At 61.0% G+C, this 24,360-nt stretch carries 19 protein-coding genes and 1 pseudogene; 11 read left to right on the plus strand and 9 right to left on the minus strand.

The genetic code is table 11. The features are described from left to right. Positions 1-18: 18 nt before the first annotated feature. The 4 genes from PspR76_RS16685 to PspR76_RS16700 all read right to left on the minus strand — a co-directional run bounded on the left by PspR76_RS16685 (position 19) and on the right by PspR76_RS16700 (position 5,246). Positions 19-1,236: a mandelate racemase/muconate lactonizing enzyme family protein gene (locus PspR76_RS16685; protein WP_159956965.1), complete on the minus strand. Its 1,218-nt coding sequence runs from the start codon at positions 1,234-1,236 to the stop codon at positions 19-21. 1 nt (position 1,237) lies between these two features. Continuing rightward, a complete protein-coding gene (locus PspR76_RS16690; RefSeq protein WP_159956967.1) occupies positions 1,238-2,548 on the minus strand; it encodes an MFS transporter in 1,311 nt (436 codons plus the stop codon). Between the two features lie 77 nt (positions 2,549-2,625). Further along, positions 2,626-4,050 carry an aldehyde dehydrogenase gene (gene aldA, locus PspR76_RS16695; RefSeq protein WP_159956969.1) on the minus strand — a complete coding sequence of 475 codons (1,425 nt, stop codon included), beginning with the start codon at positions 4,048-4,050 and terminating at the stop codon, positions 2,626-2,628. Between the two features lie 266 nt (positions 4,051-4,316). Next, positions 4,317-5,246, minus strand: coding sequence for a LysR substrate-binding domain-containing protein (locus PspR76_RS16700; protein WP_159956971.1), 930 nt, complete (start codon positions 5,244-5,246; stop codon positions 4,317-4,319). Between the two features lie 286 nt (positions 5,247-5,532). On the opposite strand from PspR76_RS16700, the gene PspR76_RS16705 reads away from it, so the two are divergent. Further along, complete coding sequence (locus tag PspR76_RS16705) at positions 5,533-6,765, plus strand: MFS transporter (protein WP_159956973.1); 1,233 nt, start codon at positions 5,533-5,535, stop codon at positions 6,763-6,765. Here the strand turns inward: PspR76_RS16705 and PspR76_RS16710 are convergent. Continuing rightward, entirely contained in the window at positions 6,703-7,617 is a 915-nt protein-coding gene (locus PspR76_RS16710) for a LysR family transcriptional regulator (RefSeq protein ID WP_159956975.1), read from the minus strand. The two genes, PspR76_RS16705 and PspR76_RS16710, sit on opposite strands and share 63 nt — an antisense overlap. Before the next feature lie 105 nt (positions 7,618-7,722). Between PspR76_RS16710 and PspR76_RS16715 the strand changes: the two genes are divergently transcribed. The 8 genes from PspR76_RS16715 (at position 7,723) to PspR76_RS16750 (ending at position 17,658) form a co-directional block, all read left to right on the plus strand. After that, positions 7,723-8,604 (plus strand): HalD/BesD family halogenase, encoded by an 882-nt coding sequence (locus PspR76_RS16715; protein WP_159956977.1) that lies wholly within the window; start codon positions 7,723-7,725, stop codon positions 8,602-8,604. A gap of 50 nt (positions 8,605-8,654) precedes the next feature. Continuing rightward, on the plus strand, positions 8,655-9,878 hold the full coding sequence (locus PspR76_RS16720; RefSeq protein WP_159956979.1) for a M24 family metallopeptidase: 1,224 nt from the start codon (positions 8,655-8,657) through the stop codon (positions 9,876-9,878). A 389-nt stretch (positions 9,879-10,267) separates the two neighbouring features. After that, positions 10,268-11,902, plus strand: coding sequence for an ABC transporter substrate-binding protein (locus tag PspR76_RS16725; RefSeq protein ID WP_159956981.1), 1,635 nt, complete (start codon positions 10,268-10,270; stop codon positions 11,900-11,902). Between the two features lie 65 nt (positions 11,903-11,967). Next, entirely contained in the window at positions 11,968-12,921 is a 954-nt protein-coding gene (locus PspR76_RS16730; protein ID WP_159956983.1) for an ABC transporter permease, read from the plus strand. Continuing rightward, positions 12,918-13,754: an ABC transporter permease gene (locus PspR76_RS16735; RefSeq protein WP_159956985.1), complete on the plus strand. Its 837-nt coding sequence runs from the start codon at positions 12,918-12,920 to the stop codon at positions 13,752-13,754. The genes PspR76_RS16730 and PspR76_RS16735 overlap by 4 nt, the downstream gene beginning before the upstream one ends. A gap of 2 nt (positions 13,755-13,756) precedes the next feature. Continuing rightward, a complete protein-coding gene (locus PspR76_RS16740) occupies positions 13,757-15,394 on the plus strand; it encodes a dipeptide ABC transporter ATP-binding protein (protein WP_159956987.1) in 1,638 nt (545 codons plus the stop codon). An 85-nt stretch (positions 15,395-15,479) separates the two neighbouring features. Then, entirely contained in the window at positions 15,480-16,649 is a 1,170-nt protein-coding gene (locus PspR76_RS16745; RefSeq protein WP_159956989.1) for a hypothetical protein, read from the plus strand. A 133-nt stretch (positions 16,650-16,782) separates the two neighbouring features. After that, positions 16,783-17,658, plus strand: coding sequence for a LysR substrate-binding domain-containing protein (locus PspR76_RS16750; protein WP_159956991.1), 876 nt, complete (start codon positions 16,783-16,785; stop codon positions 17,656-17,658). On the opposite strand, the gene PspR76_RS16755 is transcribed toward PspR76_RS16750, so the two are convergent. The 4 genes and pseudogenes from PspR76_RS16755 to fae form a co-directional block, all read right to left on the minus strand. Continuing rightward, positions 17,605-18,981: an MFS transporter gene (locus PspR76_RS16755; protein ID WP_159956993.1), complete on the minus strand. Its 1,377-nt coding sequence runs from the start codon at positions 18,979-18,981 to the stop codon at positions 17,605-17,607. The two genes, PspR76_RS16750 and PspR76_RS16755, sit on opposite strands and share 54 nt — an antisense overlap. Before the next feature lie 179 nt (positions 18,982-19,160). Further along, positions 19,161-20,594 carry an NAD-dependent succinate-semialdehyde dehydrogenase gene (locus tag PspR76_RS16760; RefSeq protein ID WP_159956995.1) on the minus strand — a complete coding sequence of 478 codons (1,434 nt, stop codon included), beginning with the start codon at positions 20,592-20,594 and terminating at the stop codon, positions 19,161-19,163. Next, positions 20,591-21,625: pseudogene (locus PspR76_RS16765) on the minus strand (aldo/keto reductase). Before PspR76_RS16765 ends, PspR76_RS16760 begins: the two are co-directional and overlap by 4 nt. A gap of 10 nt (positions 21,626-21,635) precedes the next feature. Next, positions 21,636-22,148: a formaldehyde-activating enzyme gene (gene fae, locus PspR76_RS16770; protein ID WP_159956997.1), complete on the minus strand. Its 513-nt coding sequence runs from the start codon at positions 22,146-22,148 to the stop codon at positions 21,636-21,638. Between the two features lie 325 nt (positions 22,149-22,473). On the opposite strand from fae, the gene PspR76_RS16775 reads away from it, so the two are divergent. Together PspR76_RS16775 and PspR76_RS16780 are read left to right on the plus strand one after the other, a co-directional pair. Next, positions 22,474-23,724 (plus strand): ribonucleotide-diphosphate reductase subunit beta, encoded by a 1,251-nt coding sequence (locus PspR76_RS16775; protein ID WP_005788524.1) that lies wholly within the window; start codon positions 22,474-22,476, stop codon positions 23,722-23,724. A gap of 147 nt (positions 23,725-23,871) precedes the next feature. Further along, entirely contained in the window at positions 23,872-24,360 is a 489-nt protein-coding gene (locus PspR76_RS16780) for a DUF1289 domain-containing protein (RefSeq protein ID WP_159956999.1), read from the plus strand.

Genomic DNA, 24,360 nt, shown 5'->3' on the forward strand with positions numbered 1-24,360 from the left:
CCGCGTAAGTCGTTTTTTTTAGCCCTTGGCGGGCGAAGTGTCTTTGACGTCAGCCGGTGTGGCAGCCATTTGCAGGTGCAGGCGCTCGCCGGTATACGGCGTGTGTCTGCGTACCACGTCCATGTTCAGCTCCACGCCCAGCCCCGGCTCGGTGGATGGGATGATGTAGCCGTCCTCCCATTGCAGCGGCTTGGTCAGGACTTCGGCATGGAAGCCGCCCCAGGTCATGATGCTTTCCTGGATCAGGAAGTTCGGCGTGCAGGTCGCCAGCTGGAAACTCGCCGCCGCGCCAATCGGCCCGTTGTACAAGTGCGGCGCGATCTGCGCGTAGTAGGCTTCGGCCATGCTCGCGATTTTCTTCGCCTCCAGCAGCCCGCCGCAGCGCGCCACGTTCATCTGCAAGATCGACGCGCCACCGGCTTGCAGCAGCTTGAAGAATTCGTACTTGGTGGTCAGTCGTTCGCCGGTAGCAATCGGGATGCTGGTCTTGGCGGCGACCTGGGCCATTGCTTCTTCCTGGCCCGGCGGCACCGGTTCTTCGAACCACAGCGGGTCATATTTCTCCAGGCGCTTGGCCAGGCGAATCGCCGACGATGGCACCATTTGCCCGTGGGTGCCGAACAGCAGGTCGCACTTGTCGCCCACCGCCTCGCGGATCTTGCGGCAGAAGGTCTCGCAGCGTTCCAGGACCTCCAGCGAAATCTGGTGGCCGGAGTACGCCGTGTAAGGGCCGGCCGGGTCGAACTTCACCGCGGTGAAGCCTTTGTTCATGTTCTCGATGGCGCACTCGGCGGCCAGGTCCGGGTCGTCGTAGTCGTACTCGCCCTTGCTGTTGACCGGGTACAGGTAGGTGTAGGAACGCAGGCGCTCGTTGACCTTGCCGCCGAGCAATTCGTAGACCGGCTTGTTGGCGGCCTTGCCGATGATGTCCCAGCAGGCCATTTCCAGGCCGCTGACCACGCCCATCATGGTCAGGTCCGGGCGCTGGGTGAAACCGCTCGAATAAGCCTGGCGGAAGAAACGCTCTATATGGTGCGGGTCATGGTTGAGCAGGTAGCGCTCAAACACATCCTCGATAATCGGCAGCATGGCCTTGGGGCCGAAGGTGGCGGCGTAGATCTCGCCGACGCCTTCGATGCCGCAGTCGGTCTTGAGTTTGACGAACAGCCAGTACATGCCACCGATATGCGGCGGTGGAACGGCAACGATATGGGTTTCAAGGGCGACGATTTTCATCTCAGGCACCTGTCTGGTTGATTTTTTTTCGGTTGATTCGGGCGCGCAACGTCAGGGCCGCCAGGGTCCCGAGCACGCCGACAAAGGCGATGTAGCCGAAATACAGGTTGTAGCCGGCCTTGCCTGGGTAGGTATCGGTCAGGTAGCCATTGATCAGCGGGATAAACGTGTCGGGCAAGTAACCCACCACCGAGACAATGCCAATGGCCAACCCGGTGATGCGCAGCGGAATGTCGCAGCTGTCGAGGATCGCCCAGTACAGGCCGCGAATCGCATAGGTCATCAGGCCAATAAAAATCACCGTACCGATCAGCAGGCCCAGGCTGTTAAAACCGGGGAACACAATCAACCCGAGCATGCCCAGGGTCACCAGCACCAGCGCGACGATCAGCACCGAGATATTCGAGAACTTGTCGCCCAGCCAGCCGCCACCGATGCCGCCGATGGGGCGCATCCACAGCTTGATGGTGGTGATGGTGCCCGCCATCACGGCGGTCATGCCGCTGCCTTGCAGGTAGTCGGAGAAGCTGTAAGTAGCCCAGAACATGTGATAACCACAGAACACAATGGCAGTCACCAGCCACAGCTCGGGGATTTTCACCAGGGTGGTCAGGTCGGCGATCAGGTTGAACTTGCCCTTCTCCACCGGCGACGTCTCGGCCATGGACTTGGGGTCCTTGAGCAGTACCAGCCCGCAGCCGATGGCGATACAGATAAACGAGTACAGGTAGACCACGTGTTTGAAACCTTCGGCGGCCGACTGGCTGCGGGTTTCGGTGGCATAGGCGAACAGCCCCAGGGCCACGGTCGCCAGCAAGGCTTCCACCAGCCCGCGCCCGCCATCCAGGATGCCGAAGAAACGCCCCTGCTCGCTGTGATGGGCGATCATCTTCACGCGCTTGAGCACCGAGGCCCAGAACGTCAGGCCGGTGGTCAGGCCCCAGCAGCCGAAGATGATCATCAGGCCGGTCATCGACGGCACGGTCGAATACCACAGGCCCAACGCGCCAGTGGCGACCAGTGAGAAGAAAATCAGGAAGCGCGGCGGCAGGCGATCCGCCAACCAACCACTGGGTAAGTAACTGAGCAAAAAGATCGTGCCGAGCATCGAGTACAGGTAACCCAGCTGGCTGTGGTTGATCTGGAACACTTCAAGCATGGTGGTCTGGTAGACCTGGCGCAGGTAGAGGATCGGGTAGATCGCCCCGGCGGCCAACACCAGCAACAGCAATTGGAAATAGCGACTGGCAGCGTCGCTTTTTGCCGCGGACACGGCATCGAAACCCTGGGCAACGGGTGCAGGCTTGGACATCTTGATGACCTCGGGCACCCACTGCGCAGGTGCCCTGATAATTGTTTTTATTGAAGGTACAACCGGTATTCGTTGGATCAGTACTTCATCACCACCAGGCGGGTCTGGGTGAACTCAAGCATCCCGTGCTTACCGTCATCGCCGCCCAGCCCTGAGCGTTTCCAGCCGGCGTGGAAACCCTGATACGGGTCTGCCGGGGTGCGATTGACATACAACTCACCGGCTTCGATGGCGTTCGCCACTTTCATCGCCGTGCGGTAGTTCTCGGTGTAGAGCACCGACGACAGGCCGAACTGATGGTCGTTGGCCATCGCCAGTGCTTCGTCGATGTCGCGGTATTTGAGTACCGGCAGCACCGGGCCGAAGATTTCTTCCTGGATGATTTCCATGTCCTGGCGGCAACCGCTGAGCAAGGTCGGCGGGTAGAAATGGCCCGGGCCGACCGGCAGCACACCGCCTGTTTCCAGTACAGCACCGGCAGCGACGGCGCGCTCGACCATGGCGTGGATATTCGTCTGGGAACTGGCGTTGACCAGCGGGCCCATCAGGTTTTCGTCGACGGCGCGGTCACCGTATTTCACGGCGCTGATTTTGCTTTTGAGCAACGCGAGGAACGGCTCGTACACGTTCTCGTGCACGTACACCCGCTCAACCGCCGTGCATAACTGGCCGCAGTGGGTGGTCTTGGAGGCAACAATCGCGCTGGCAGCTTTTTCCAGGTCGGCATCGGCCTCGATGATCGCCGGGGTCTTGCCGCCCAACTCCAGGGACGGCTTGGCGATATTGGCCTTGCAGTAATCGAGCACGATACGACCGGCGTTGACGCTGCCGGTGAGGGTGATCAGGCCAACGGCTTTATGGGTGCAAACGGCGGCGGCGGTGGCGTGGTCCATGGTCAGGATATTGATCACACCGGCCGGTAGCGCCGCCGTAAGCACGGCCTTGGCAATTTCAAATGCCGACAGCGGCGTGTTGTTGCTCGGGCGTACCACCACGGTGTTGCCGGCAATCAACGCCGGGGCGATTTTGCGCAACAGGGTATAGACCGGGTAGTTGAACGGGATCAGGCAGGCGACCACGCCAATCGGTTCGCGTTGCAGGAACAGGTTTTCATCCGGCGTGTCGCTGGGGATGATTTCGCCTTCGATACGGCGTGCCCATTCGGCGTGGTAGCGGGTGATTTGTGCGGCGTAGCGGGCTTCGTTACTGGCGTCACTGACACTTTTGCCGGATTCGCGGGCCAAGGCCGCGCCGATCGCTTCGGCGTGGGTGTCGAGGGCGTCGGCCAAGGCGCGAAGGTAGTCGGCGCGCTGAATACTGGTGAGCTTGCCCCAGGTTTTCTGGGCAGTGGCGGCGGCGTCGACGGCAGCGGTGGCCTCATCGGCCGTCGCGGCGCTGACATGGCCGACCAGGGTTTCATTGGCAGGGTTGTAGACGGCGATCAGGGCGTCGCTGGCGGGTTCGACGAACTGCCCGTTATAGAAATTGCGCTCGAATTGCATGTGGTTTGCCCAACGTTGTTGTTTTGCGAGTGACATGCAGTTTTGTATTTGCTTGGGGGGTGTGCAAACGACTTATTGGGTGGGGTAACGTGCGAAAAATGCAGGTTACTGGGGCTCGGCGTGCCCAAACGCAGGCAAATGTGGGAGCTGGCTTGCCTGCGATAGCATCGACTGTGTGTCACTGGCGCACCGAGGTGCCTGCATCGCAGGCAAGCCAGCTCCCACATTTGAATCTCACGCCCTCAAATTAACCGATATGTACGCAATCAAACCGCCGCCGTAGAAGGCTCAAGCTGGCGCTGAGCCAACCAGATCTCCTCCTGCAACCACCGCCCAAACACCTGCAACTGCGGCATATCCGTCTGCTCAGGCCGAGTCACCAGCCAATACGACTGATGCCCCTCCACGTGCACATTCAATACCTGCGTCAACTGCCCCGAGGCTAACTCGGCAGCCACCATGTGCCAGTCCGCAATGCTAATCCCCAACCCATCCGTCGCCGCCCGGATTGCCAGATCCAGCAGGTCAAACTCATACCCGCCCTGGGTATCCACCCCATGAATCCGCGCCGCGTCCAGCCAGTGCTTCCACGTCAGATAACGCTGATCCTCACTGGCCAACACATGCAGCAACGTCATGCGATTCAAATCCACTCCATCACTGCACTCGCGGGCATACAGCGACGGCGCGCACACCGCAATGTGCCGCTCCTGGATCAGCAACGAACTGTCCAGCCCATCCCACTCACCATTACCAAACCGAATGGCGCAATCGAGGGTGCTGGTCTGCGCCAGGCTGTCCTGCAAACACGTGGTGATGCTCAACTCCAACTCCGGATGCGCCTCACGCAAACGCCCCAGACGTGGCATCAACCAACGGCTGGTGAACGTTGGCGGCGCGTTGATGTGCAGTCGGTTGGAGTGGGTTTTCTGCTGGATGCTGCGCACCGTCAGCTCGATCTTGTCGAACGACTGGTGCAACGCCCGCAACAACACGCGCCCGGCGCTGGTGAGTTCAAGGTGGTGATGGCGCCGCTCCAGCAGGTTCTCACCCAATTGTTCTTCAAGCTGGCGCACTTGGCGACTGACCGCACTTTGGGTCACGTTCAACAGCTCCGCCGCCCGGGTAAAGCTGCCAGTGCTGCCGGCCACTTCGAAGGCTTTAAGGGCGTTGAGACCAGGCATTTTGCGTTTCATGGAGGGCACTCGACAGCAGCATTCAAGGAAGATCAAGCAAAGAAACTCTGCACACAACATACCTTTTTGTATTGGGCCAGGGGTAGCACCCTGTGCAGCGGAAAAATACGCGGATTAAAACAACGCTGTCGTTTTTCGATCAATGACGTCGTGGATGAACACAGAGCACGCGTATAACGCATGCACACTAAGACAATTAAGCATTGGTCGCGAAGTCGCGACAAAAGTTAGTCTGCCGAACAACTAACTCTTCCCACTTTGCGATCATTTAAACCGGGGCCTCGCCATGTCCGACCTACCTGTTTCATCGCGGCGAAGTATCGGGCTGCTGGCATTCGTCTTTACCGCGTGCAACGCCACGACCCATGGTTTCAGTGTGTTTCTGTATTCCGCTTTATTACCGCAGATTCGTCAGGCATTTGAACTGAGCTACAGCCAGGCCGCCCTGATTGCCGCGCTGTTGCAACTGTTCTACATGGGCGCTTCGATTGCCAGCGGCATCGCCGCCGCGTGGGTGAGCCCGCGCACGATGGTGCGCCTGACCATCGTGCTGAGCCCCGCGCTGCTGGCACTGGCCGTCGCCACCCCGTGGGTGCTGCCGTTTGCCCTGTGCCTGGCGCTGGTGTCGGCGTGTGCGGTGTCGAACTGGAATGCCATTGCAGCCCTGGCGCGCGAAGTCATCCCGGCCAGCCACCGCAGTCGCGTGCTGGGGCTGGCCTCGTCGGGCGCAGCGTTTGCGATCTGCTTGAACGGCGTGTTGATCGCGCTGTTGCAGGGGCTGACGTTGCGGCAGTTCTGGTTGATCTGTGCCGGCTTAACGCTGTTGGTCACGCTGCTGACCCTCTGGGCCTTGAGCCCGCACGCCGAGCAGGCGCCCCGCGCCGCCCAGCCGCCCGCCTTCACTCACGTACTGAGGCAGTGGTTGCGTGTGTGTCTGGAACAGCCCGTGGCGTTGCAGATTGTGTTGCTCAGCGGGTTTATCGGCGCGATCAGTGGGCCGTTTCTGAATTTCCTGTCGGTGTTTGTCAGCGATCGCCTGCACGCCGGCCCGGCAATCACCGGCTCGATGTGGACGTTGATCGGCATCGGCGGTGCCCTCGGCGGGCTGCTGCTGGGTGCGCTGGCGGATCGTTGGGGCGCGTTGCGGGTGCTGGCGCTGAGCATCGGTGCGTTCGGCCTGGCCATGCTGGGCCTGCTGGTGCACCCCAGCCTGCTCGTGAGCTGGTGGGCCGCCGGGTTATTTGCGCTGTTCTATTTCCCCTCATGGGGGTTGATGGCGGCCTACCTAAGCGCGCGTCTCAACCCGGTGCACAGCCTGCAAGTGGTGAGCCTGAGCATGGTCAGCTATGGCCTGGCCAGTGCCACCGCCAACGGGCTCTGTGGCTGGCTGTTGCAAGTCAGTGGTGAGTTTGCCGTGGTGCACGGCTGGATCGCCGGCTGGGTGATCGCCTGCCTGTTACTGCTCAAGCGCATGGCTCATCGACAAACCGCGCAGACGCTGCCTGTCCACGTGCCCTGAGCGCCCCAACTGGCGCTGCAGAATCTCCACCAATGCCGCCACCTCCGGCACCTGGCAGCCGCTTGAGCGCCAGAGCATCAGGCGGGCCGACGCAATCGGTGGAAAGCCTTGCTGCTCATCCAGAATCTGCCAGCCGGCCGGCACCAGGCGCCGCGCCATCACCCCGACCGACAAGCCCTGCTCAATCGCAACTGCGATCCCGCGCGGGCTCTGGCTGGTATACACCACCTGCCACGAGCGCCCAGCCTCGGCCAACGCTTGCACGGCATTGGCGCGGAAGGCGCAGCCCTCGGCGTAGACCGCAAGCGGCACCGATTGGCGCCCCACGCAACTCCAACTCGGCGCCGCCACCCACACTAACGGTTCGTCGCACAGGTATTCGCCGGGTTGCAGGCCGGCATGTTCAACGCCCAACACCAGGTCCAGCTCGCCACGATGCAAGCGGGCGACCAGCGCGGTCGACATCTCGCAACAGATGTCAGGGCGGACCTGGGCAAACTGTGCCTGGAAGTCCTTGAGCATCCCGCCCAGGCAATATTCGGCGTAATCCTCCGGCATGCCCAAGTGGATACACACCTGCTCATTGGGCAATTGTGCGGCGCTGACGGCCTCCAGGTGCAGCTTGAGGATTTGCCGCGCGTAGATCAGAAAGGTCTCGCCACTCGGGGTCAGGCCAATGGAGCGGCTGGTGCGGCGTATCAGCGGCGTGCCGACAATCTCTTCGAGCCGCTGCAAACTCTGGCTGACGGTGGATTGGGTTTTATGCAGGCGCTCGGCGGCGGCCGAAAACCCCTGGCACTCAATAATTGCCACGAACACTTTAAGTAAACCGCCATCCAGTTCGCCTGACATGACTATCGCCCCTGCCGATGGATTCGATCACAACTTGTAATTTCCACTTCCAAACGCTTTACGCAACTATCGACTCAACACAACAACCGACGTCAGGAGCCGTGTATGAGTCTTAAACTTGCCGATGCCGAAACCGGCGATATCAGCGACATCATTAATACCGAGCTGTACCCCATACATGATTCGGGCCATGTTCAATTACAGGCCTTAATTGAACATGCGCGGGCCGAGTTGGCCGAAGACGGTTGCTGCCTGCTGAAAAACTTCCTGCGCCCTGAAGTGCTGGAGCAGGCGCGCCTGGAAGGTCAGGCACTCTCGGGCAAAACATTTTATTCGGTGCGCAAGGTCAACGCCTATTTCACCGAGGACGCCGCCAGCCTGCCCCAGGATGATCCGCGCCGCACGTTCATGGAGCGCACCAGCGGCTTCGTGACCCGCGACATGATCGCCCCCGACGCGATCATCCATCGTCTGTACGTCTCACCGATGATGAAACGTTTTATCGGTGCCTGCCTCGACGAATCGGAGATTTTCGAATACGCCGACCCCTTCGCCGGGCTGGTGATCAACGTGATGCCCGAAGGCACCGAGCAGCCTTGGCACTTCGATACCAACGAATTCATCGTCAGCATGATGACCCAGAAACCCGAGGCCGGTGGCCTGTTCGAATACGCGCCGATGATCCGCTCGCGCAGCCAGGAAAATCTCGGCGCCGTCGGCAAAGTGGTGCGCGGCGAAGATCGCTCGCGGGTCCAGGAGCTGGCACTCAACCCGGGTGATCTGCAGATTTTCAAGGGGCGCTTCTCGGTGCACCGGGTCACCCGCGTAGAAGGTGCCACCGAACGCAACACAGCGATCTTCGCCTACTCGGAGAAGCCCGGAATCATCGGCCGCGCCCAGCGCACCAAACAGCTTTACGGACGCCTGTCCGAAGCCCATCTGCAAGCCGAACGCAACCTGGTGCGCAGCGACCAGTTGCTCGACTGATTCCCCCCTCAAAAAAAACCAAACCCGTATGTGCCCTGCGAGGAACACCCATGAGTCTGTCCGGCCCCAACCGCAACCCCGCTGACTGCGAACCCACCGATGACGAGATCCAGCAAATCCAGCTGGACCGCCTGCAACGGGTGCGCAATGAACTGAAAAAACGTGACTACGCCGCCTGTGTGCTGTTCGATCCGACCCACATGCGCTACGCCACTGGCTCGCGCAACATGCAGGTGTACTCGGCGCGCAACCCGGCGCGTTATGCGTTTATCCCCGCGGAAGGCCCGGTGGTGATCTTCGAGTTCGGCGGCTGCCTGCACCTGGCTGAAAGCCTGAACACCGTGGACGAAGTGCGCCCGGCCAAAGCCATCTCCTACTACTTCTGTGAAAGCTTTCTGGGCAACGTCACCGCCGACTGGGCAGCCGAGATTGATGAGCTGGTGCGCCAGTGCGGTGGCGGCAAACGTATCGCCATCGAGAGCGCCACCTCGGCGGCGGCCTTCGAATTGCAAAAGCTCGGTTACCAGGTGTTTGACGCCCAGGAACCGCTGGAACGGGCGCGCTGCATCAAAGTGCCCAACGAGCTCAAGATGATCCGCGCCAGTCTGCGGGCCACCGAGGCCGGGGTGCGCTTGATGGAAAGCAAGCTGGTGCCGGGCATCACCGAGAACCAGCTGTGGTCGCACCTGCACCAGCATGTGATCGCCACCGATGGCGACTATGTTGAGACGCGCCTGCTGTCTTCCGGGCCGCGCACCAACCCGTGGTTTCAGGAGTGCAGCACGCGGCCGATCGAGGCCGGCGACCTGGTGGCACTGGACACCGATGTGGTCGGGCGTTTCGGCTATTACGCCGACTTCTCACGCACCTTTCTCTGTGGCGATCAGGCCGCCACCGCCAAGCAGCAAGAGCTGTACAAACTCGCCTACGAGCAAGTGCAAACCAACGTGGAAATGCTCAAGGCCGGACGCAGCTTCAAGGAATACGCCGAGATGGCCTGGAAGATTCCCGAGCATTACAAAAACAACCGCTACTTCGCCCTGGTGCACGGGGTTGGCATGACCGGTGAATACCCTTACGTGGTGCACCGCGAAGACATCGACGCGCTGGGCTACGACGGTGTGTTCGAGGCCGGCATGACCATCTGCGTGGAAAGCTACATCGGCCACGACGACGGCGGCGAAGGCGTAAAGCTCGAAGAACAGATCTACATCCACGAACACGGCATCGAGTTGCTCTCCGACTACCCGTTCGACCCGCGCCTGCTGCGGTAATGATCGTTCCCACGCTCTGCGTGGGAACGTATCCCGTGACGCTCTGCGTCACCGTTGCGCAGAGGCGACGCAGAGCGTCTGGCCAGCATTCCCACGCAGAGCGTGGGAACGATCGGTCGACGCGGGGCAGCATGTAACATGCATTTATAGAAGGTTACTGCGCAGAATTTGTCGTTTGTCGATCTTTGCGCAAATGACAAAACTGCGGGCATCTCTAATAAAAACAACATGAGAGCTGCCCTATGTCCTGTCCCATTGCCCGCCTCCTCACTTCGTTGCGCCTTGTTCTTCTGCCGGCTTCACAGCGGTCCGTGCTGCGCCTTTACTGCGCCTGCCACTGACCCTTGCGGTTCAACAAAAACGCATATTCGCAAGTACCGGAGAGGCTTATGAAAGAGTTGACTACCCTGGACGGCGCCGAGGCGCATCCAGCCATCAATGACCTGTGTGCCCAAGCACAAAGCGGCGAGATCAACCGCCGCCAGTTCCTGCGCACCGCTGCCCTGCTGGGGATTACCGTGGCCAGCGCCAGCAGCTTTATCGGCTCGGCCCTGCTCGGCAACGACGCCCAGGCCGCCGACGCCACACCCGCCCGCCAGGGTGGCAGCCTGCGCTTTGCCTGTGCGATCCAGGAAATCCAGGACCCGATGCTGATCACCTGGATCGAAGCCTCGAACCTGTTGCGCAACTCGCTGGAATACCTGACCTGGGTCGACGCCGACAACATCACCCACCCGTACCTCGCTGAAAGCTGGAGCCCGTCCGACGACCTCACCACCTGGACCTTCAACCTGCGCCAGGATGTGAAGTGGAGCAATGGCGACCACTTCACTGTCGAGGACGTGCAACACAACATTGAACGATGGATCGCGGCGGACTCCAAGTCGGTTAACCGCACCGCATTCCAGGACATCAAAGCCTTCGAGAAAGTCAGCGACTACCAGTTCCGCCTGCTGCTCAAACGGCCGATGCTGGCGATCCCGGAAATGCTCAACGCGTTCACCTGCGCCATCGTCCACCGCAGCTTCAAGGCCGGTGACGACTGGGCGAAAAACCCGTTGGCCACAGGGCCGTTCAAGCTGGTTTCGTTCGCCGTGAACAAACAGGCGACGTTCGCCAAGCGCGCCGATTACTGGGGCAAGCCTGCCAACCTCGACGAGCTGCGTTACATCGACATGGGCACCGACGTGTCCACCCACCTCGCCGCCCTGCAGGCCGGCCAAGTCGACGTGTTGTACCGCGTCACCGTGGCCGAACTCGACTTGGCCAAACGCCTGCCCGGCGCGCAGTTGCTCACCTGCAAATCCGCGCAAACCGTGGTGATGCGCATGGCCTGCGATCAGAAGCCGTTCACCGACCTGCGCATCCGCAAAGCCGTGGTGCTGTGCGCCGATAACGCGCAGATGCTCAAGATCGCCTATCGCGGCATGGGCACCCTGGGCGAAGACCACCATGTGGCGCCCTCCCATCCCGAGTACTTCCCACTACCCAAGCGCAACCGCGATGTAGCGGCGGCGAAGAAGCTACTGGCCGAAGCCGGCTTTGCTGATGGCATCGACATTGATTTGATCGTCGGCAACACCCAGGGCCGCTATGAGCAGGACTGCGCGCAAATCCTGCAGCAAAACTGCCTGGAAGCCGGGATTCGCATCAACCTCAAAGTGGTGCCCGCCGCCCAATACTGGCCGATCTGGGACAAGGCCGCGTTCAGCCTCACTTACTGGGCCCATCGCCCGCTGGGCGTGATGTCCCTGGAGCTGGCCTACCGCGGCGGTGGCGCCTGGAACGAAAGCCACTACAGCGACCCGGCTTTTGACGCCGCGCTGGACAAGGCCATGGGCATCATCGACCCCAAACAACGCGCTATCGCGATGCAAAACGTCGAGCAGATCCTGCAAGACGCCTGCGTCATCGTGCAGCCGTTCTGGGGTGACAAGTTCACCGCCGTGAGCAAAAAGGTCCAGGGCTTCCAGGTGCACCCTTCCGACTTCTACCCCATGGGCAATGTGTGGCTGAGCGCCTGAGTTAAGGCGCGCCCTTCCTGCCCGACTGCGGGCAGGCCTCCCTTGAACAGTCGGAGCATGCACCCATGGCTCATTTTCTATTGCGCAAATTACTGGCGCTGGTGGCGACCCTGCTGTCGGTGTCACTGATCGTGTTCCTGGCCCTGGAACTGAATATCGAGGACGTGGCGATCAACGTCCTCGGCCCCTACTCCGCCGCCGACCAGCGTGCGGCGTGGCTGGTGGAGCACGGCTATAACCAACCTTTTGTTTGGCGTTACCTGCTGTGGCTCAAGGACTTTGTCAGCGGCGACTGGGGCACCTCGGTGTACTTTCGCGAGTCGGTGATCAAGCTGTTGCTGCCCAACCTGGCGCAAACCCTGACCCTGGCCGGCCTGGCCTTACTGGTGATGGTGCCGGTGGCGTTGACCCTGGGCATTCTGGCCGGTATCCGTCAAGGCTCGCTGCTCGACCGCCTGGTGTCGTTCGTGTCGATTGTCACCACTTCGATTCCCGACTTTGCCAGCGCGGTATTCGTCTCGGCGATCTTCGTGTTCTGGCTCAACTGGCTGCCCGGCGTCAGCAGCATGAGCGACGGCTTCAGCGCGGTGGAGCTGGTGCTGCCGTTGATGGTGCTGTGCCTGTTCGGCATCGGCTACCTGGCGCGGATTACGCGGGCGTCGATGGTCGAAGTGATGCAGTCACCGTACATCCGCACGGCGCGGCTCAAAGGCGCTTCCACTGCGCGCATCGTCGTACGGCATGCCCTGCGCAATGTGCTGATCGCCCCGATCACAGTGATCATGCTGTACATCCCGTGGCTGCTGTCCAACGTGATCGTGGTCGAGGTGTTCTTCGCCTACAAGGGCTTCGGCTCGCTGCTGTACACCGCCTCACTGAACCATGACGTGTACCTGATCGAAGCCTGCGCGATGGTCAGTGCCGTGGTGGTGGGCATCACCAAGATCTTTTCGGACCTGGCCTACACCTGGCTCAACCCGCGCATCACCCTGCGCAGTCTCGGCGGAGGTGCCCAATGAACCGTCTGCACGCCTTCAAACATCCCCTGGCGTTGCTCGGCCTGTTGCTGGTCGGCGGCTGGGTGTTGATCGCGCTGTTTGCACCCTGGCTGGCGCCGCATGATCCGCTGGAAAGCTTCACGCCCTTGCTGACGCCGATGACTACCGGCGACAACGGCCAGAGCTTCCTGCTGGGCACCGACATGATCGGTCGCGACATTCTCTCGCGGCTGATCTGGGGCACGCGCACCGTGCTGTTCTGGTCGATTCTGGCCACACTCACCGCGTTCGCGGTGGGCATCGCCATGGGCTTGTGCGCCGGTTACTTCAACGGTTGGGTGGATGCCGTGCTGTCGTATGTGGCCGACACCGTGCTGTCGTTCCCGGTGCTGGTGTTGTACATCGTGATCATCATCGCCCTGGGTGCTTCGGCGCTGAATATCCTGATTGCGGTGACCTTCACCAGTGCCCCGGCGATCTTTCGCATCATGCGTGCGCTGACGATCGACATCCGCTCGCGCGACTACGTACTCAGTGCGATCACCCAAGGTGAAGGCTCACTTCGCATCATGCTGGTAGAAATTTTGCCCAACTGCGGCGGCCCCTTGATCGTGGATTTCTGCCTGCGCATCGGCTACACCGCGATCATGATCGGCGCCCTGGGTTTTCTCGGCCTCGGCCTGCCGCCACCGACGCCGGACTGGGGCGGCATGATCAACGATGGCCGCGCCATGGCCATTGCCTTCCCACACCTGGTGATCTTCCCCTGCATTGCCATCTCCACCCTGATGCTGGGCCTGAGCCTGCTGGCGGACGGCCTGGATGAAAACGCCCAGCACGGCGCGAGGAATTGAACATGAACGCTGAAACCGTATTGCGGGTAAAAAACCTGTCGGTTGAACTGCCCGCCGGCGCCGACCGCAGCCATGCCGTGCACGGCATCAGCCTGGAGGTGCGCAAGGGTGAAATCCTCTGCGTGATCGGCGAGTCCGGCTCGGGCAAATCCGTGCTGTCGGCGGCGATCATGGGCGACTACGCCAAAGGCCTGCGGCATGCCGGTGGGGTGATTGACTTTCTCGGTGACGATATTTGCACGCTGGATGAAGCACGCTTGCGGCAATTGCGCGGTAACCGCATCGCCATGATTTTCCAGGAGCCCATGGCGGCACTGAACCCGGCGATTCGGATCGGCAAACAAGTCGAAGAAATCTTCGACATCCACGCCGCGCACATGCCCCAACGCGAGCGCCGCGAACGCATGCTCGCGCTGCTCGAATCCACCCAACTGCCAGACCCGCCGCGCATCGCCAACAGCTTTCCCCATCAACTTTCCGGCGGCCAGTGCCAGCGCGTGGTGATCGCCATGGCCCTGGCGATGAACCCGGACTTGTTGATCGCCGACGAACCCACCACGGCGCTGGACGTAACCACCCAGGCCCAAGTGCTGAAGCTGGTGCGCGACCTGCGCGGGCGTGGCCAGCACGGCATTGTGTTTATCACCCATGACTTCGGTGTGGTGGCACAGATTGCCGACCGCATTGCGGTGATGGAAGGTGGTCGCCTGGTGGAGATTGGCGACCGCGACCAAGTGCTGAACGCCCCGGCCCACGCCTACACGCGCAAACTCATCGCCGCAGTGCCGGCCCTGCACCCGGAACTGCACACGCCGAGTGCCGACGGTGAGTTGGCGTTGCGCATCGAACACCTGACCAAAACCTACAACGTCGGTGGCAGCGCCGTCGCGGCGCTGCGCAACGTGTCGCTGAACCTGCCACGCGGCAAGACGCTGGCGATTGTCGGCGAGTCCGGCTCGGGCAAAAGTACCTTGGTCAAGGCTGCAATCCGTCTGGTGGAGAGTGACAGCGGACATGTGTGGGTCGGCGATACTGACTTCCTCGCCTTGCGCGGCTCAGCCCTGGCGGCCAATCGGCGGCGCATCCAGATGATTTTCCAGGACCCGTACGGTTCGCTCAACCCACGCCATCGCGTCGGCGACATCATCGCCCGCGCCGCGCAATTGCGCGGGCTGTCGGCAAAGGACGCCTGGGCCGAGGCCGGTGACTTGCTCGAACAGGTCGGCCTCAAGCGCGACGCCCTCAAGCGCAAGCCCCGGCAGTTTTCCGGTGGCCAGCGCCAACGCATCGGCATCGCCCGCGCCCTGGCCATGCGCCCGGAAGTGTTGATCGCCGATGAGAGCGTCTCGGCGTTGGATGTGTCGGTGCAAAAACAGGTACTCGAACTGCTCGCCGAGCTGCAACAGCAACTGAACCTGAGCATCCTGTTTATCACCCACGACCTGCGCGTGGCGGCGCAGATCAGCGACCACATCGCGGTGATGCGCCAGGGCGAAGTCGTCGAGTACGGCACCGCTGAACAGGTGCTGCTGCGCCCACAAAACAGCTACACCCAGGCGCTGCTCGCGGCCGCGCCGGGCGCCACGCAATTACCGGCTGCCGGGCCGCCACTGAGGCTGATCCGCCCCGCCGCGCACTGAGTTGCAAAATTTTCCCCGCGTCGCAGCGTTCGCTGCGGCAACGGGCTGCTGTTGCCAAAAAATAACCAATAATGAGAGCGAAACCATGCGACCAACCCTACGTTACATCGCCCTGGTCCCAGTGCTCGGCGCCCTGGCGGCGCCGGCCATGGCCTACCAGGTCACCGACAACCTCGACCTCGGCGGCGCCGTGCGGGCGCGCTGGGACTATGACCCGGATCGCGGCATCCAGAAGTTCGGCCTCGACACCGCGTTCCTCAGCGCCAAGTACAACTCCGACACCTGGATCGGTGAGGCCCAGTACCGCTTTTACGGGCGTTCGTACCCGTACCAGTACACCAAGAACTACGGCGATATCCAGTTCGCCAAGTTTGCGTGGGTGGGCTACAAGTTCAACCCCGACCAGCAAGTGCAGGTGGGCCTCAACACCGTGCCGTTCGGCTTGCAGCCGTATTTTGGCAGCACCTTCTATGAAACCCTGGGCAACGTGATCGGCCTGGAAGACGTGCAGCAGGTCGGCGCCAAGTACGTCCAGCAAAGCGGCGACTGGAACATCCAGGCCGGCTACTACCTGCGCCCGGCGTGGCAAGGCAAAGGCACCAGCAAGGGCGTGACCTACTCCAGCGTGATTTCCGAAGCCGACAGTTACGTGGGCGACGGCAGCAACAACCAGGAACGCAACACCGTGGTGGTGCGGGTGGCCAAAGCCATGGACCTGGGCAACTGGAAGTCGGAAGTCGGGCTGTCCGGCTTGACCTCAACGCTTGAGAACAAAGACACCAACAACGACGGTCGGCGCAACGCCGTGGCGATCCATTACCTGGGCAAAAACGGCCCGTGGGGCGTGCAATTGCAGGCGGCGCGCCAACAAATGTCGCCACGTAACCCCGGCACCGACAGCGTGGTGACGCTGGGTGGCTATGACGGCACGTTCAACGTGGCCAGCCGGGGCAATTTGTATGTGGCGGATTTGAGTTACGACGTGGGCGGAAAATACCTGTTTGACCAAGTCAGCGGCGTGAAGCTGTATGCCAACTACAGTGCGTTTGATAAATCCGAGGACCAATTCAAGACCTCGCAACGGCTGATCCTCGGCACGTCGTTTTCGGTGAGCAAGTTGTGGGTGGCAACGGAGTGGTTGATCGGTAAAAACGACCCGTATATCGGGGGCAGCAGCTATACCGAAAGTTTGGGTGCGGGCGGGAGTAACCAGTGGGAGAATCAGCTGTACATGAACATCGGTTACTACTTCTAATAGGCCACTGACGCCATCGCGGGCAAGCCAGCTCCCACATTTGATCGGCGCCGTGGTCAAAATGTGGGAGCTGGCTTGCCTGCGATAGCGTCAGTACCAACACTATAAAAACAACCGGTGTGGAATCCCTTTCATGCGCCAACTGCCCGCCCTCAACATGCTGCGTATCTTCGAAGAAGTCGCCCGCCACCGCAGCTTCAGCCAGGCCGCCGTGGGCCTTAACGTGACCCAGGGCGCCGTCAGCCGCCAGATCAAACAACTGGAAGACTACCTCGGCATCGCCTTGTTCATCCGCACGCCCCAGGGCCTGTCCCTGACCGAAGCCGGCTTTGCGCTTTCCCCACACCTGAGCGACGCCTTCGACCATATCGAGCGCGCCCTGCAAGCCGTGCGTGTGCCCAACCTGCGCCAGCGCCTGCGCATCGTCGCGCCGCCGACCTGGGCCACTCGCTGGTTGTCCGCGCACCTGCGACGCTTCTGCGAGCGTTACCCGGATATCAACCTCAGCGTCACCCACCAGAACAGCCACGACAGCCTGACGGAAATCGACTGCAGGATTCGTTTCGGCCTGGAACCGGCGGCGCATTGCAGCAGCCAATTGCTGGTGATGGAACGGCACATCGCCGTCGCCAGCCCGGAGCTGTTCAGCAACGGCCAACCGCCCGACCTGCGGCGTTTTCCATTGCTGCATATCCTGCATGACGGCAAGCGCTTGAAGGTCTGGGAAAACTGGCTGGCGGCCATGGGCCGGAACGACATCGATGCGGGCCAGGGTCTGGAATTCAGCACCCTGGACCAGGTGATCCATACCGCCCTGGCAGGCGGTGGCTTAGCCGTGATCGACCGGCAGATGATCGAGCGCGAGTTGGCCAATGGCAGCCTGCTGCCGATCACGCCCGTGGAAGTGATCGGCCCTTATGGCTATTGGCTGGATGTGGCGAGTGACAAACAGGGTTTATCCAAGGTTCGTTTGTTTACGCAGTGGCTGGGCCAGGTCAGCAATCCCTGACACCGGTGGCGCCTGGGCCTTGCACGCCTGGCTCAAGGTCAGCGCCTTGGTTTCCGGGGCCCAGGCCCAGGAGATAATCGCGCCCACTACCAGTATCGCCGCCAGAATGCCCATGGTCGGGCTCAAACCAATCCCAGCCACACTCACCGGCAGCAGGAATGTACTGATCGCCGAGCCCAGGCGACTCACCGCCGTGGCCAGGCCAATGCCGCTGGCACGCACTTCGGTGGGGAAGCTTTCTGCCGGGAATACCCCGACCAGGTTGCTGACCGCCGACAACACCAAAGTAAACACACCGAAGGTCAACACCATCAGCCACGCCATGCTCCCCGGCAGCACCGCCAACAGGAACAGCGCCGCAGCAAGGATGATGAACGAATTGATCAGAAACCCACGGCGCGAGAACTTCACCGTGCACCAGATGCCGATCAAGGCGCCGACGATCAGCAGCACGTTGAGCATCAATTCTGTGCCAAAACCTTCGGCCAGGCCCATCTTCTGCAGGATCGAGGGCAAGAAGGTGTAGATCGCGAAATACGGCATCACGATGCATACGAAGAACAGGCAGTTGAACGCCGTGCGCTTGCGGTATTCGCGGCTGAACAACACGCCATAGCCGGAACGGGTTTGCGTCGACGGTTCCTCATCCAGCACCACATGCGCGCCCAGGTGCTTTTTGACGATGGCACGGGCTTCGGCGATGCGCCCCCGGTTGACCAGCCAGCGCGGTGATTCCGGGGTGCCGATGCGCGCGAGCAGAATCAGCCCGGCCGGGATCGCCGACGATGCGAGCATCCAGCGCCAGGCGTCGTCACCGAGGCTGAGCATCGCGGTGCCGACAAAGGTTGCGGCCACGTAGCCGACGGTCCAGACCACGCTGAAGGAGCCGAGCAGCACACCCCGATGTTTCTTCGGCGAAAACTCGGCCAGCATGGCATGACCGACGCTGAAGTCGCCGCCCAAGCCAATGCCGATCAGCACTCGGCATAGCAACAGCCCCATGGCGGTTTCAGCATAGAACTGCATGACCGACGCCACCGTAATCAGCACAAAGCTGACGAGAAAGATCTTCTGCCGACCGAGGGTGTCGGAGATCCAACCGAAAAACAGGCTGCCCAGGAACAAACCGATCAGCGCCGAAGCACCAATCAAGCCTTGCCAGAAGGCGCCGAGTTGCATCTGCGGGCTGAGCAGGGTGAAAGCGATACCGATCAAGCCGAGGATATAGCCGTCGGTGAAGTGCGCACCAAAGGTCAGACCGGCGATCTTCAGATGAAAGCGGCCGATCGGCAGGTCGTCGATTTTGACGGATTGAGCAGTCATGGTGTTCTCCATATTGTTGTTCTTGACGGAGTAACAGCGGGCAAGCCGATTGTGGTGTGTGAGCTTTTTTGTGGGAGCTGGCTTGCCTGCGATAGCGGTAGGTCAGTCGCCGAATGTGCCAGCTGGCATGCCCTCATCGCAGGCAAGCCAGCTCCCACACTGGATCGGTGTGTGTGTGTTTAAAGGCCGCCCATCAACAAGTACTTGATCTCCAGGTAGTCATCCAGCCCGTACTTGGAGCCTTCACGGCCCAGGCCCGATTCCTTGATGCCGCCAAACGGCGCGACCTCGGTGGAGATAATCCCTTCGTTGATGCCGACCATGCCCGCTTCCAGGCCTTCGGCCATGCGCCACACGCGGCCGATATCGCGGCTGTAGAAGTACGCGGACAAACCGAACGGCGTGTCATTGGCGCGCTGCAGTACTTCGGCTTCATCTTGGAAACGAAAGCATGCCGCCACCGGGCCGAAGGTTTCTTCCTGGGCAATCAGCATGTCGTCATGGGCTTCGGTGAGGATGGTCGGTTCGAAGAACGTCCCGCCCAGTGCATGACGACGGCCACCGCACAGCAGTTTGGCGCCCTTCTCCACGGCATCGCTTACGTGGGATTCAACTTTGGCCAGCGCCGCCGCATTGATCAGTGGGCCTTGTTCGGTGTCGCCGTCCAAAGCGCTGCCGACGCGCATCGCGCTGACCGCCTCAGCCAGTTTGCGGGTGAACGCGTCATACACGCCATCCTGGATAAAGAAGCGGTTGACGCACACGCAGGTTTGCCCGGTGTTGCGGAACTTGGACGCCATTGCGCCCTTGACGGCGGCGTCCAGGTCGGCGTCGTCGAACACGATAAAGGGTGCATTGCCGCCGAGTTCCAGGGAGACCTTTTTCAGCGTGTCGGCCGCCTGGCGCATCAACAGTTTGCCGGTGCGGGTGGAGCCGGTGAACGACAGCTTGCGCACCACACTGGAGGCTTGCAGCGCACCACCGATGGCCACCGCATCGCCAGAAACGATGTTGAACACACCGGCCGGAATACCCGCCTGCTCGGCCAGCACCGCCAGGGCGAAGGCAGACAGCGGGGTTTCTTCCGAAGGTTTGAGAACCATCGTGCAACCCGCCGCCAGCGCCGGGCCGACCTTGCGGGTGACCATCGCCAGAGGGAAGTTCCACGGCGTGATCGCCGCCACCACGCCGATGGCTTCCTTGACGACGATAATGCGGGCGTCGGCCTTGTGGCTGGGAATCACGTCGCCATACGCGCGTTTGGCCTCTTCGCCGAACCACTCCAGGAAGCTCGCGGCGTAAACCACTTCGCCCATGGCTTCGGCCAGGGGTTTGCCCTGCTCCAGGCTGAGCAGTTGCGCCAGGTCCTTCTGGTGGCTCAGCATCAGCTCGCTCCAACGCTTGAGGCGCTGGCTGCGCTCCTTCGCCGTGAGCTTGCGCCAGGCCGGCAAGGCGCGGTTGGCGGCGTCGATGGCCAGGTGGGTGGCTTCGCCCGCGGCGCGCTGCACGTCAACGATCAACGCGCCGTTGGCCGGGTTGAGCACCGGGTAAGTCGGGCCGCCGCTGGACCAGCGGCCATCGATGTAATTGCCAGTACGAATCAGCGGGTTCATGCCACGGCCTCAATCAGGTTGAAACGGTCCAGGCCCGGGCGGGCCTCGCGCAGGATGCGCCGGCCGGCGGTGTAGTCGTTGATCACATCGCACGGCGTGTAATTACGCTCCAGCTCGTGCAGTTCTTCGGCATCCAGTTGGGTGTCGAGGGCCGCCAGTGCACTGTCAAATTGGGCGGTGGTGTCGGCCCCCACCAGCATCACGTCGACGCCAGGGTGGTTGGCAACCCAGGCCTGGGCGATCTGCGCATTCGACACGCCACGGGCACGCGCCACGCGCTGCACCGAATGGGCGATATCGAACGAGGCCTGGTCGCTCTACATCTGCTGGGTGAAAAAGTCGGTCTGGTTGCGAGTCGACTGCACTTCGCCGGTGAGCAACCCGCGCGCCAGCGGGCTGAACACCGAGACACCCAGGCCTTGGTCGCGGCAGAACGGGATCATCTCGCGCTCTTCTTCACGGTACGCGCAGTTCAGTTGCAGCTGCATATTGATCGGCTTGACCCAGCCATTGCGCTCGCACGCCATGAGGATCTTGGCCAACTGGCCGGTGAGCATGGTCGACACGCCGATGTAGCGCGCCTTGCCGGAGCGCACGATGTCGTTCATCGCCGCCATGGTCTCTTCGACCGGGGTGTTCAGGTCGAAATAATGCAGCATGAACACATCAACGTAATCCATGCCCAGGCGGCTCAGCGAGGCGTCGATGCTGTCCATGATGTGCTTGCGCGAATGGCCGCTGGCATTAATGCCGCTGCGGGTGCCGTAACCGACTTTGGTGGTGACCACAATGTCTTCGCGCCGTGCGACACGCTTGAGGATACGCCCCACCACTTCTTCACCGACGCCTGCCGAGTAGAAGTCGGCCAGGTCGATGAAATTGACGCCGTTGTCCAGCGCGTGGGCGACGATGGGCTCACTTTGCTTTTCGTCGAAAATCCACGGTTTCCAGTCCGGGGTGCCCATGTTCATGGTGCCCAGGCACAGGCGGGAGACTTGCAGGCCGGAGTTGCCCAAACGGATGTATTGCATGGGGATGTCCTCAGGCCTTTGGCGTGTAGAAAGGGTTGCTGATGTGGTTGACCACATCGGCCAGTTGCGCGGTGTAGGGCGTGCCATTGAGGGCGGCGCGGATCGCGGTGCGGCAGGCGTTGTAGTTGTTCAGGTAGACGGCGTCCAAGTCATCGCAGGCCGGGTTGACCCAGTTGGCGGTGATGATGGCCCATTCGTCTTCGGCTTCCGGCGGCAAGGTGCCGTCGAGCAAGGCTTCCAGCACGGCCTTGGCGATACCGGCCTGGGACGCGCCCCAGGTGGCATTGCCGTGCAAGTCGCTGCCAATCGCGGCCTTGTTGACGTAGAGGGTCATGGGCTTGACCGGGATGTTTGGCTGGGCAATCACCATGAACGGGCAATGGCCCTGGCTTGGCGACGCAAGGCTGTTGGCAAACGCCTGGCCGGCCGGCCCGTTGCGTGGGCCGATGAGGATGTTGATGTGGGCAGCATTGACGCCTGGGCCTTCGAAGCCCTCGCCGATGTACAGATCAAGTGGTTTCATTTCGCAAACGCTCGTTGTTGTTATGAGGGGAGCTTGTTGGCGATTTTTTAGCACTGGAGCTGGCAGCGGCCGTAACCATTAAAAGTCATAGGGGTGTGAGTTTTGCTCATGGCCCCTGCGACGATCGATGCCGTTTTGTGTCGTTGACCTACTTTGTTACACACCATATAGTGTGCCCACAAACAGAACAGACCACTACATAGTGTGCAGTATCGGTATTTACCGACCACACTACGCGCAATATTTCAATGCCTAGTAGCCTGCAAACCGCATATTTTTGGACGGGTTCACACACCGTCAGAACAGACCAGGAAGGAGTATTTCAATGCTGAGTTGGGATGAAGTCGACAACGAAGACACCGGTGCAGCGGTGATCAAGGGCGCCAACGCCGGGCATGCCAGCGAAGCCAACATGGACCGCCTCGACGGTGCCGGCGCCGCTGCCGCGCTGGAAGCGCGCAACGTGACTGCCAATGACTCCGCCGCGATCATCCGCGCCAAGGCCGCCCTCGACAAACTCGACGTCGCCGAAGGCCTCGCCGAACTCGAAGGCTCCGCCGCCCGCGTCGCCGTTGACGAAAAACGCATGATCAACTGCCGCGCAGACCTCAACCAACTCGTGCCTTTCAAGTACGACTGGGCCTGGCAGAAATACCTCGACGGCTGCGCCAACCACTGGATGCCGCAAGAGGTCAACATGACCGCCGACATCGCCCTGTGGAAAAACCCCGAAGGCCTGACCGATGACGAACGCCGCATCGTCATGCGCAACCTCGGCTTCTTCTCCACCGCCGACTCCCTGGTTGCCAACAACCTCGTGCTGGCCGTGTACCGCCTGATCACCAACCCGGAATGCCGCCAGTACATCCTGCGCCAGGCCTTCGAAGAAGCGATCCACACCCACGCCTACCAGTACTGCATCGAATCGCTGGCCATGGATGAAGGCGAAATCTTCAACATGTACCACGAGATTCCATCGGTCGCCAAAAAGGCCGCCTGGGGCTTGAAGTACACCCGTTCGATCTCCGATCCGAAGTTCGAAACCGGCACCGTTGAGACTGATAAAGAGTTGCTGCGCAACCTGGTCGCCTACTACTGCGTCCTGGAAGGCATCTTCTTCTATTGCGGCTTCACCCAGATCCTGTCCATGGGCCGTCGCAACAAAATGACCGGCGTGGCGGAGCAGTTCCAGTACATCCTGCGCGATGAATCGATGCACCTGAACTTCGGTATCGATGTGATCAACCAGATCAAAATCGAAAACCCGCATTTGTGGGATGCCGAGATGAAGGAAGAAGCGACACAGATGATTCTGCAAGGGACTCAGCTGGAGATCGAGTACGCACGTGACACCATGCCTCGTGGGGTGTTGGGGATGAATGCGGCGATGATGGAGGACTATCTGAAGTTCATCGCTAACCGTCGTTTGTCGCAGATTGGGTTGAAGGAAGAGTATCCAGGGACAACGAATCCGTTCCCTTGGATGAGCGAGATTATGGACTTGAAGAAAGAGAAAAACTTCTTCGAGACCCGCGTGATCGAGTATCAAACCGGCGGCGCACTGAGCTGGGACTGATCAACAACACAAACCAAATGTGGGAGCGGGCTTGCTCGCGAATGAGCAGTGTCAGTCACAGATGCATTGACTGATTCACCGCATTCGCGAGCAAGCCCGCTCCCACATTGGTTATCGGTGTTCCATACATTTTGCAAACATACCTTTATGCCCAATCAAACCATCAAAACGCCCTGCGTCGGCCTGTGCTCCACCGTTTACGGCGACCTGGTCTGCCGGGGCTGCAAGCGTTATCACCATGAAGTGATTCAGTGGAATGGCTACAACGCTGACGAGAAACAGGCCGTGTGGCTGCGTCTGGAGCAGTTGCTGGTGCAGGTGATGGCCAGCAAGCTGGAAGTGTTCGACCCACAACGCCTGCGCCAGCAGTTGGAAGACCGCAAGATTCGCTTTATGCCGCACCAGTCGCCGTATTGCTGGGCGTACCAGCTGATTGCGCGGGGCGCGCGGGTGATTTCCAGGCTGGATGCGTATGGCCTGGCCTTGTTGCCGGAGTTTCGTGAGCGCAGCCTTGCGGATTTGCGTGATGCGATTGATCGGGAGTTTTTCCTGTTGTCCGAGGCGCACTACGAGCGCTACATCGCGCCGGGGTTTCTGAAAGAGGCCTTTGGGCCTGCCCTGATTGCCACGTTCTAA

This window comes from Pseudomonas sp. R76, assembly GCF_009834565.1.
Classification (GTDB): domain Bacteria; phylum Pseudomonadota; class Gammaproteobacteria; order Pseudomonadales; family Pseudomonadaceae; genus Aquipseudomonas.

What these genes read in the sequence shown, in the direction of transcription:
- PspR76_RS16685 (WP_159956965.1), bottom strand. Translation starts at nt 1,236, where the DNA reads ATGAAAATCGTCGCCCTTGAAACCCATATCGTTGCCGTTCCACCGCCG.
- PspR76_RS16690 (WP_159956967.1), bottom strand. Translation starts at nt 2,548, where the DNA reads ATGTCCAAGCCTGCACCCGTTGCCCAGGGTTTCGATGCCGTGTCCGCG.
- aldA (WP_159956969.1), bottom strand. Translation starts at nt 4,050, where the DNA reads ATGCAATTCGAGCGCAATTTCTATAACGGGCAGTTCGTCGAACCCGCC.
- PspR76_RS16700 (WP_159956971.1), bottom strand. Translation starts at nt 5,246, where the DNA reads ATGAAACGCAAAATGCCTGGTCTCAACGCCCTTAAAGCCTTCGAAGTG.
- PspR76_RS16705 (WP_159956973.1), top strand. Translation starts at nt 5,533, where the DNA reads ATGTCCGACCTACCTGTTTCATCGCGGCGAAGTATCGGGCTGCTGGCA.
- PspR76_RS16710 (WP_159956975.1), bottom strand. Translation starts at nt 7,617, where the DNA reads ATGTCAGGCGAACTGGATGGCGGTTTACTTAAAGTGTTCGTGGCAATT.
- PspR76_RS16715 (WP_159956977.1), top strand. Translation starts at nt 7,723, where the DNA reads ATGAGTCTTAAACTTGCCGATGCCGAAACCGGCGATATCAGCGACATC.
- PspR76_RS16720 (WP_159956979.1), top strand. Translation starts at nt 8,655, where the DNA reads ATGAGTCTGTCCGGCCCCAACCGCAACCCCGCTGACTGCGAACCCACC.
- PspR76_RS16725 (WP_159956981.1), top strand. Translation starts at nt 10,268, where the DNA reads ATGAAAGAGTTGACTACCCTGGACGGCGCCGAGGCGCATCCAGCCATC.
- PspR76_RS16730 (WP_159956983.1), top strand. Translation starts at nt 11,968, where the DNA reads ATGGCTCATTTTCTATTGCGCAAATTACTGGCGCTGGTGGCGACCCTG.
- PspR76_RS16735 (WP_159956985.1), top strand. Translation starts at nt 12,918, where the DNA reads ATGAACCGTCTGCACGCCTTCAAACATCCCCTGGCGTTGCTCGGCCTG.
- PspR76_RS16740 (WP_159956987.1), top strand. Translation starts at nt 13,757, where the DNA reads ATGAACGCTGAAACCGTATTGCGGGTAAAAAACCTGTCGGTTGAACTG.
- PspR76_RS16745 (WP_159956989.1), top strand. Translation starts at nt 15,480, where the DNA reads ATGCGACCAACCCTACGTTACATCGCCCTGGTCCCAGTGCTCGGCGCC.
- PspR76_RS16750 (WP_159956991.1), top strand. Translation starts at nt 16,783, where the DNA reads ATGCGCCAACTGCCCGCCCTCAACATGCTGCGTATCTTCGAAGAAGTC.
- PspR76_RS16755 (WP_159956993.1), bottom strand. Translation starts at nt 18,981, where the DNA reads ATGACTGCTCAATCCGTCAAAATCGACGACCTGCCGATCGGCCGCTTT.
- PspR76_RS16760 (WP_159956995.1), bottom strand. Translation starts at nt 20,594, where the DNA reads ATGAACCCGCTGATTCGTACTGGCAATTACATCGATGGCCGCTGGTCC.
- fae (WP_159956997.1), bottom strand. Translation starts at nt 22,148, where the DNA reads ATGAAACCACTTGATCTGTACATCGGCGAGGGCTTCGAAGGCCCAGGC.
- PspR76_RS16775 (WP_005788524.1), top strand. Translation starts at nt 22,474, where the DNA reads ATGCTGAGTTGGGATGAAGTCGACAACGAAGACACCGGTGCAGCGGTG.
- PspR76_RS16780 (WP_159956999.1), top strand. Translation starts at nt 23,872, where the DNA reads ATGCCCAATCAAACCATCAAAACGCCCTGCGTCGGCCTGTGCTCCACC.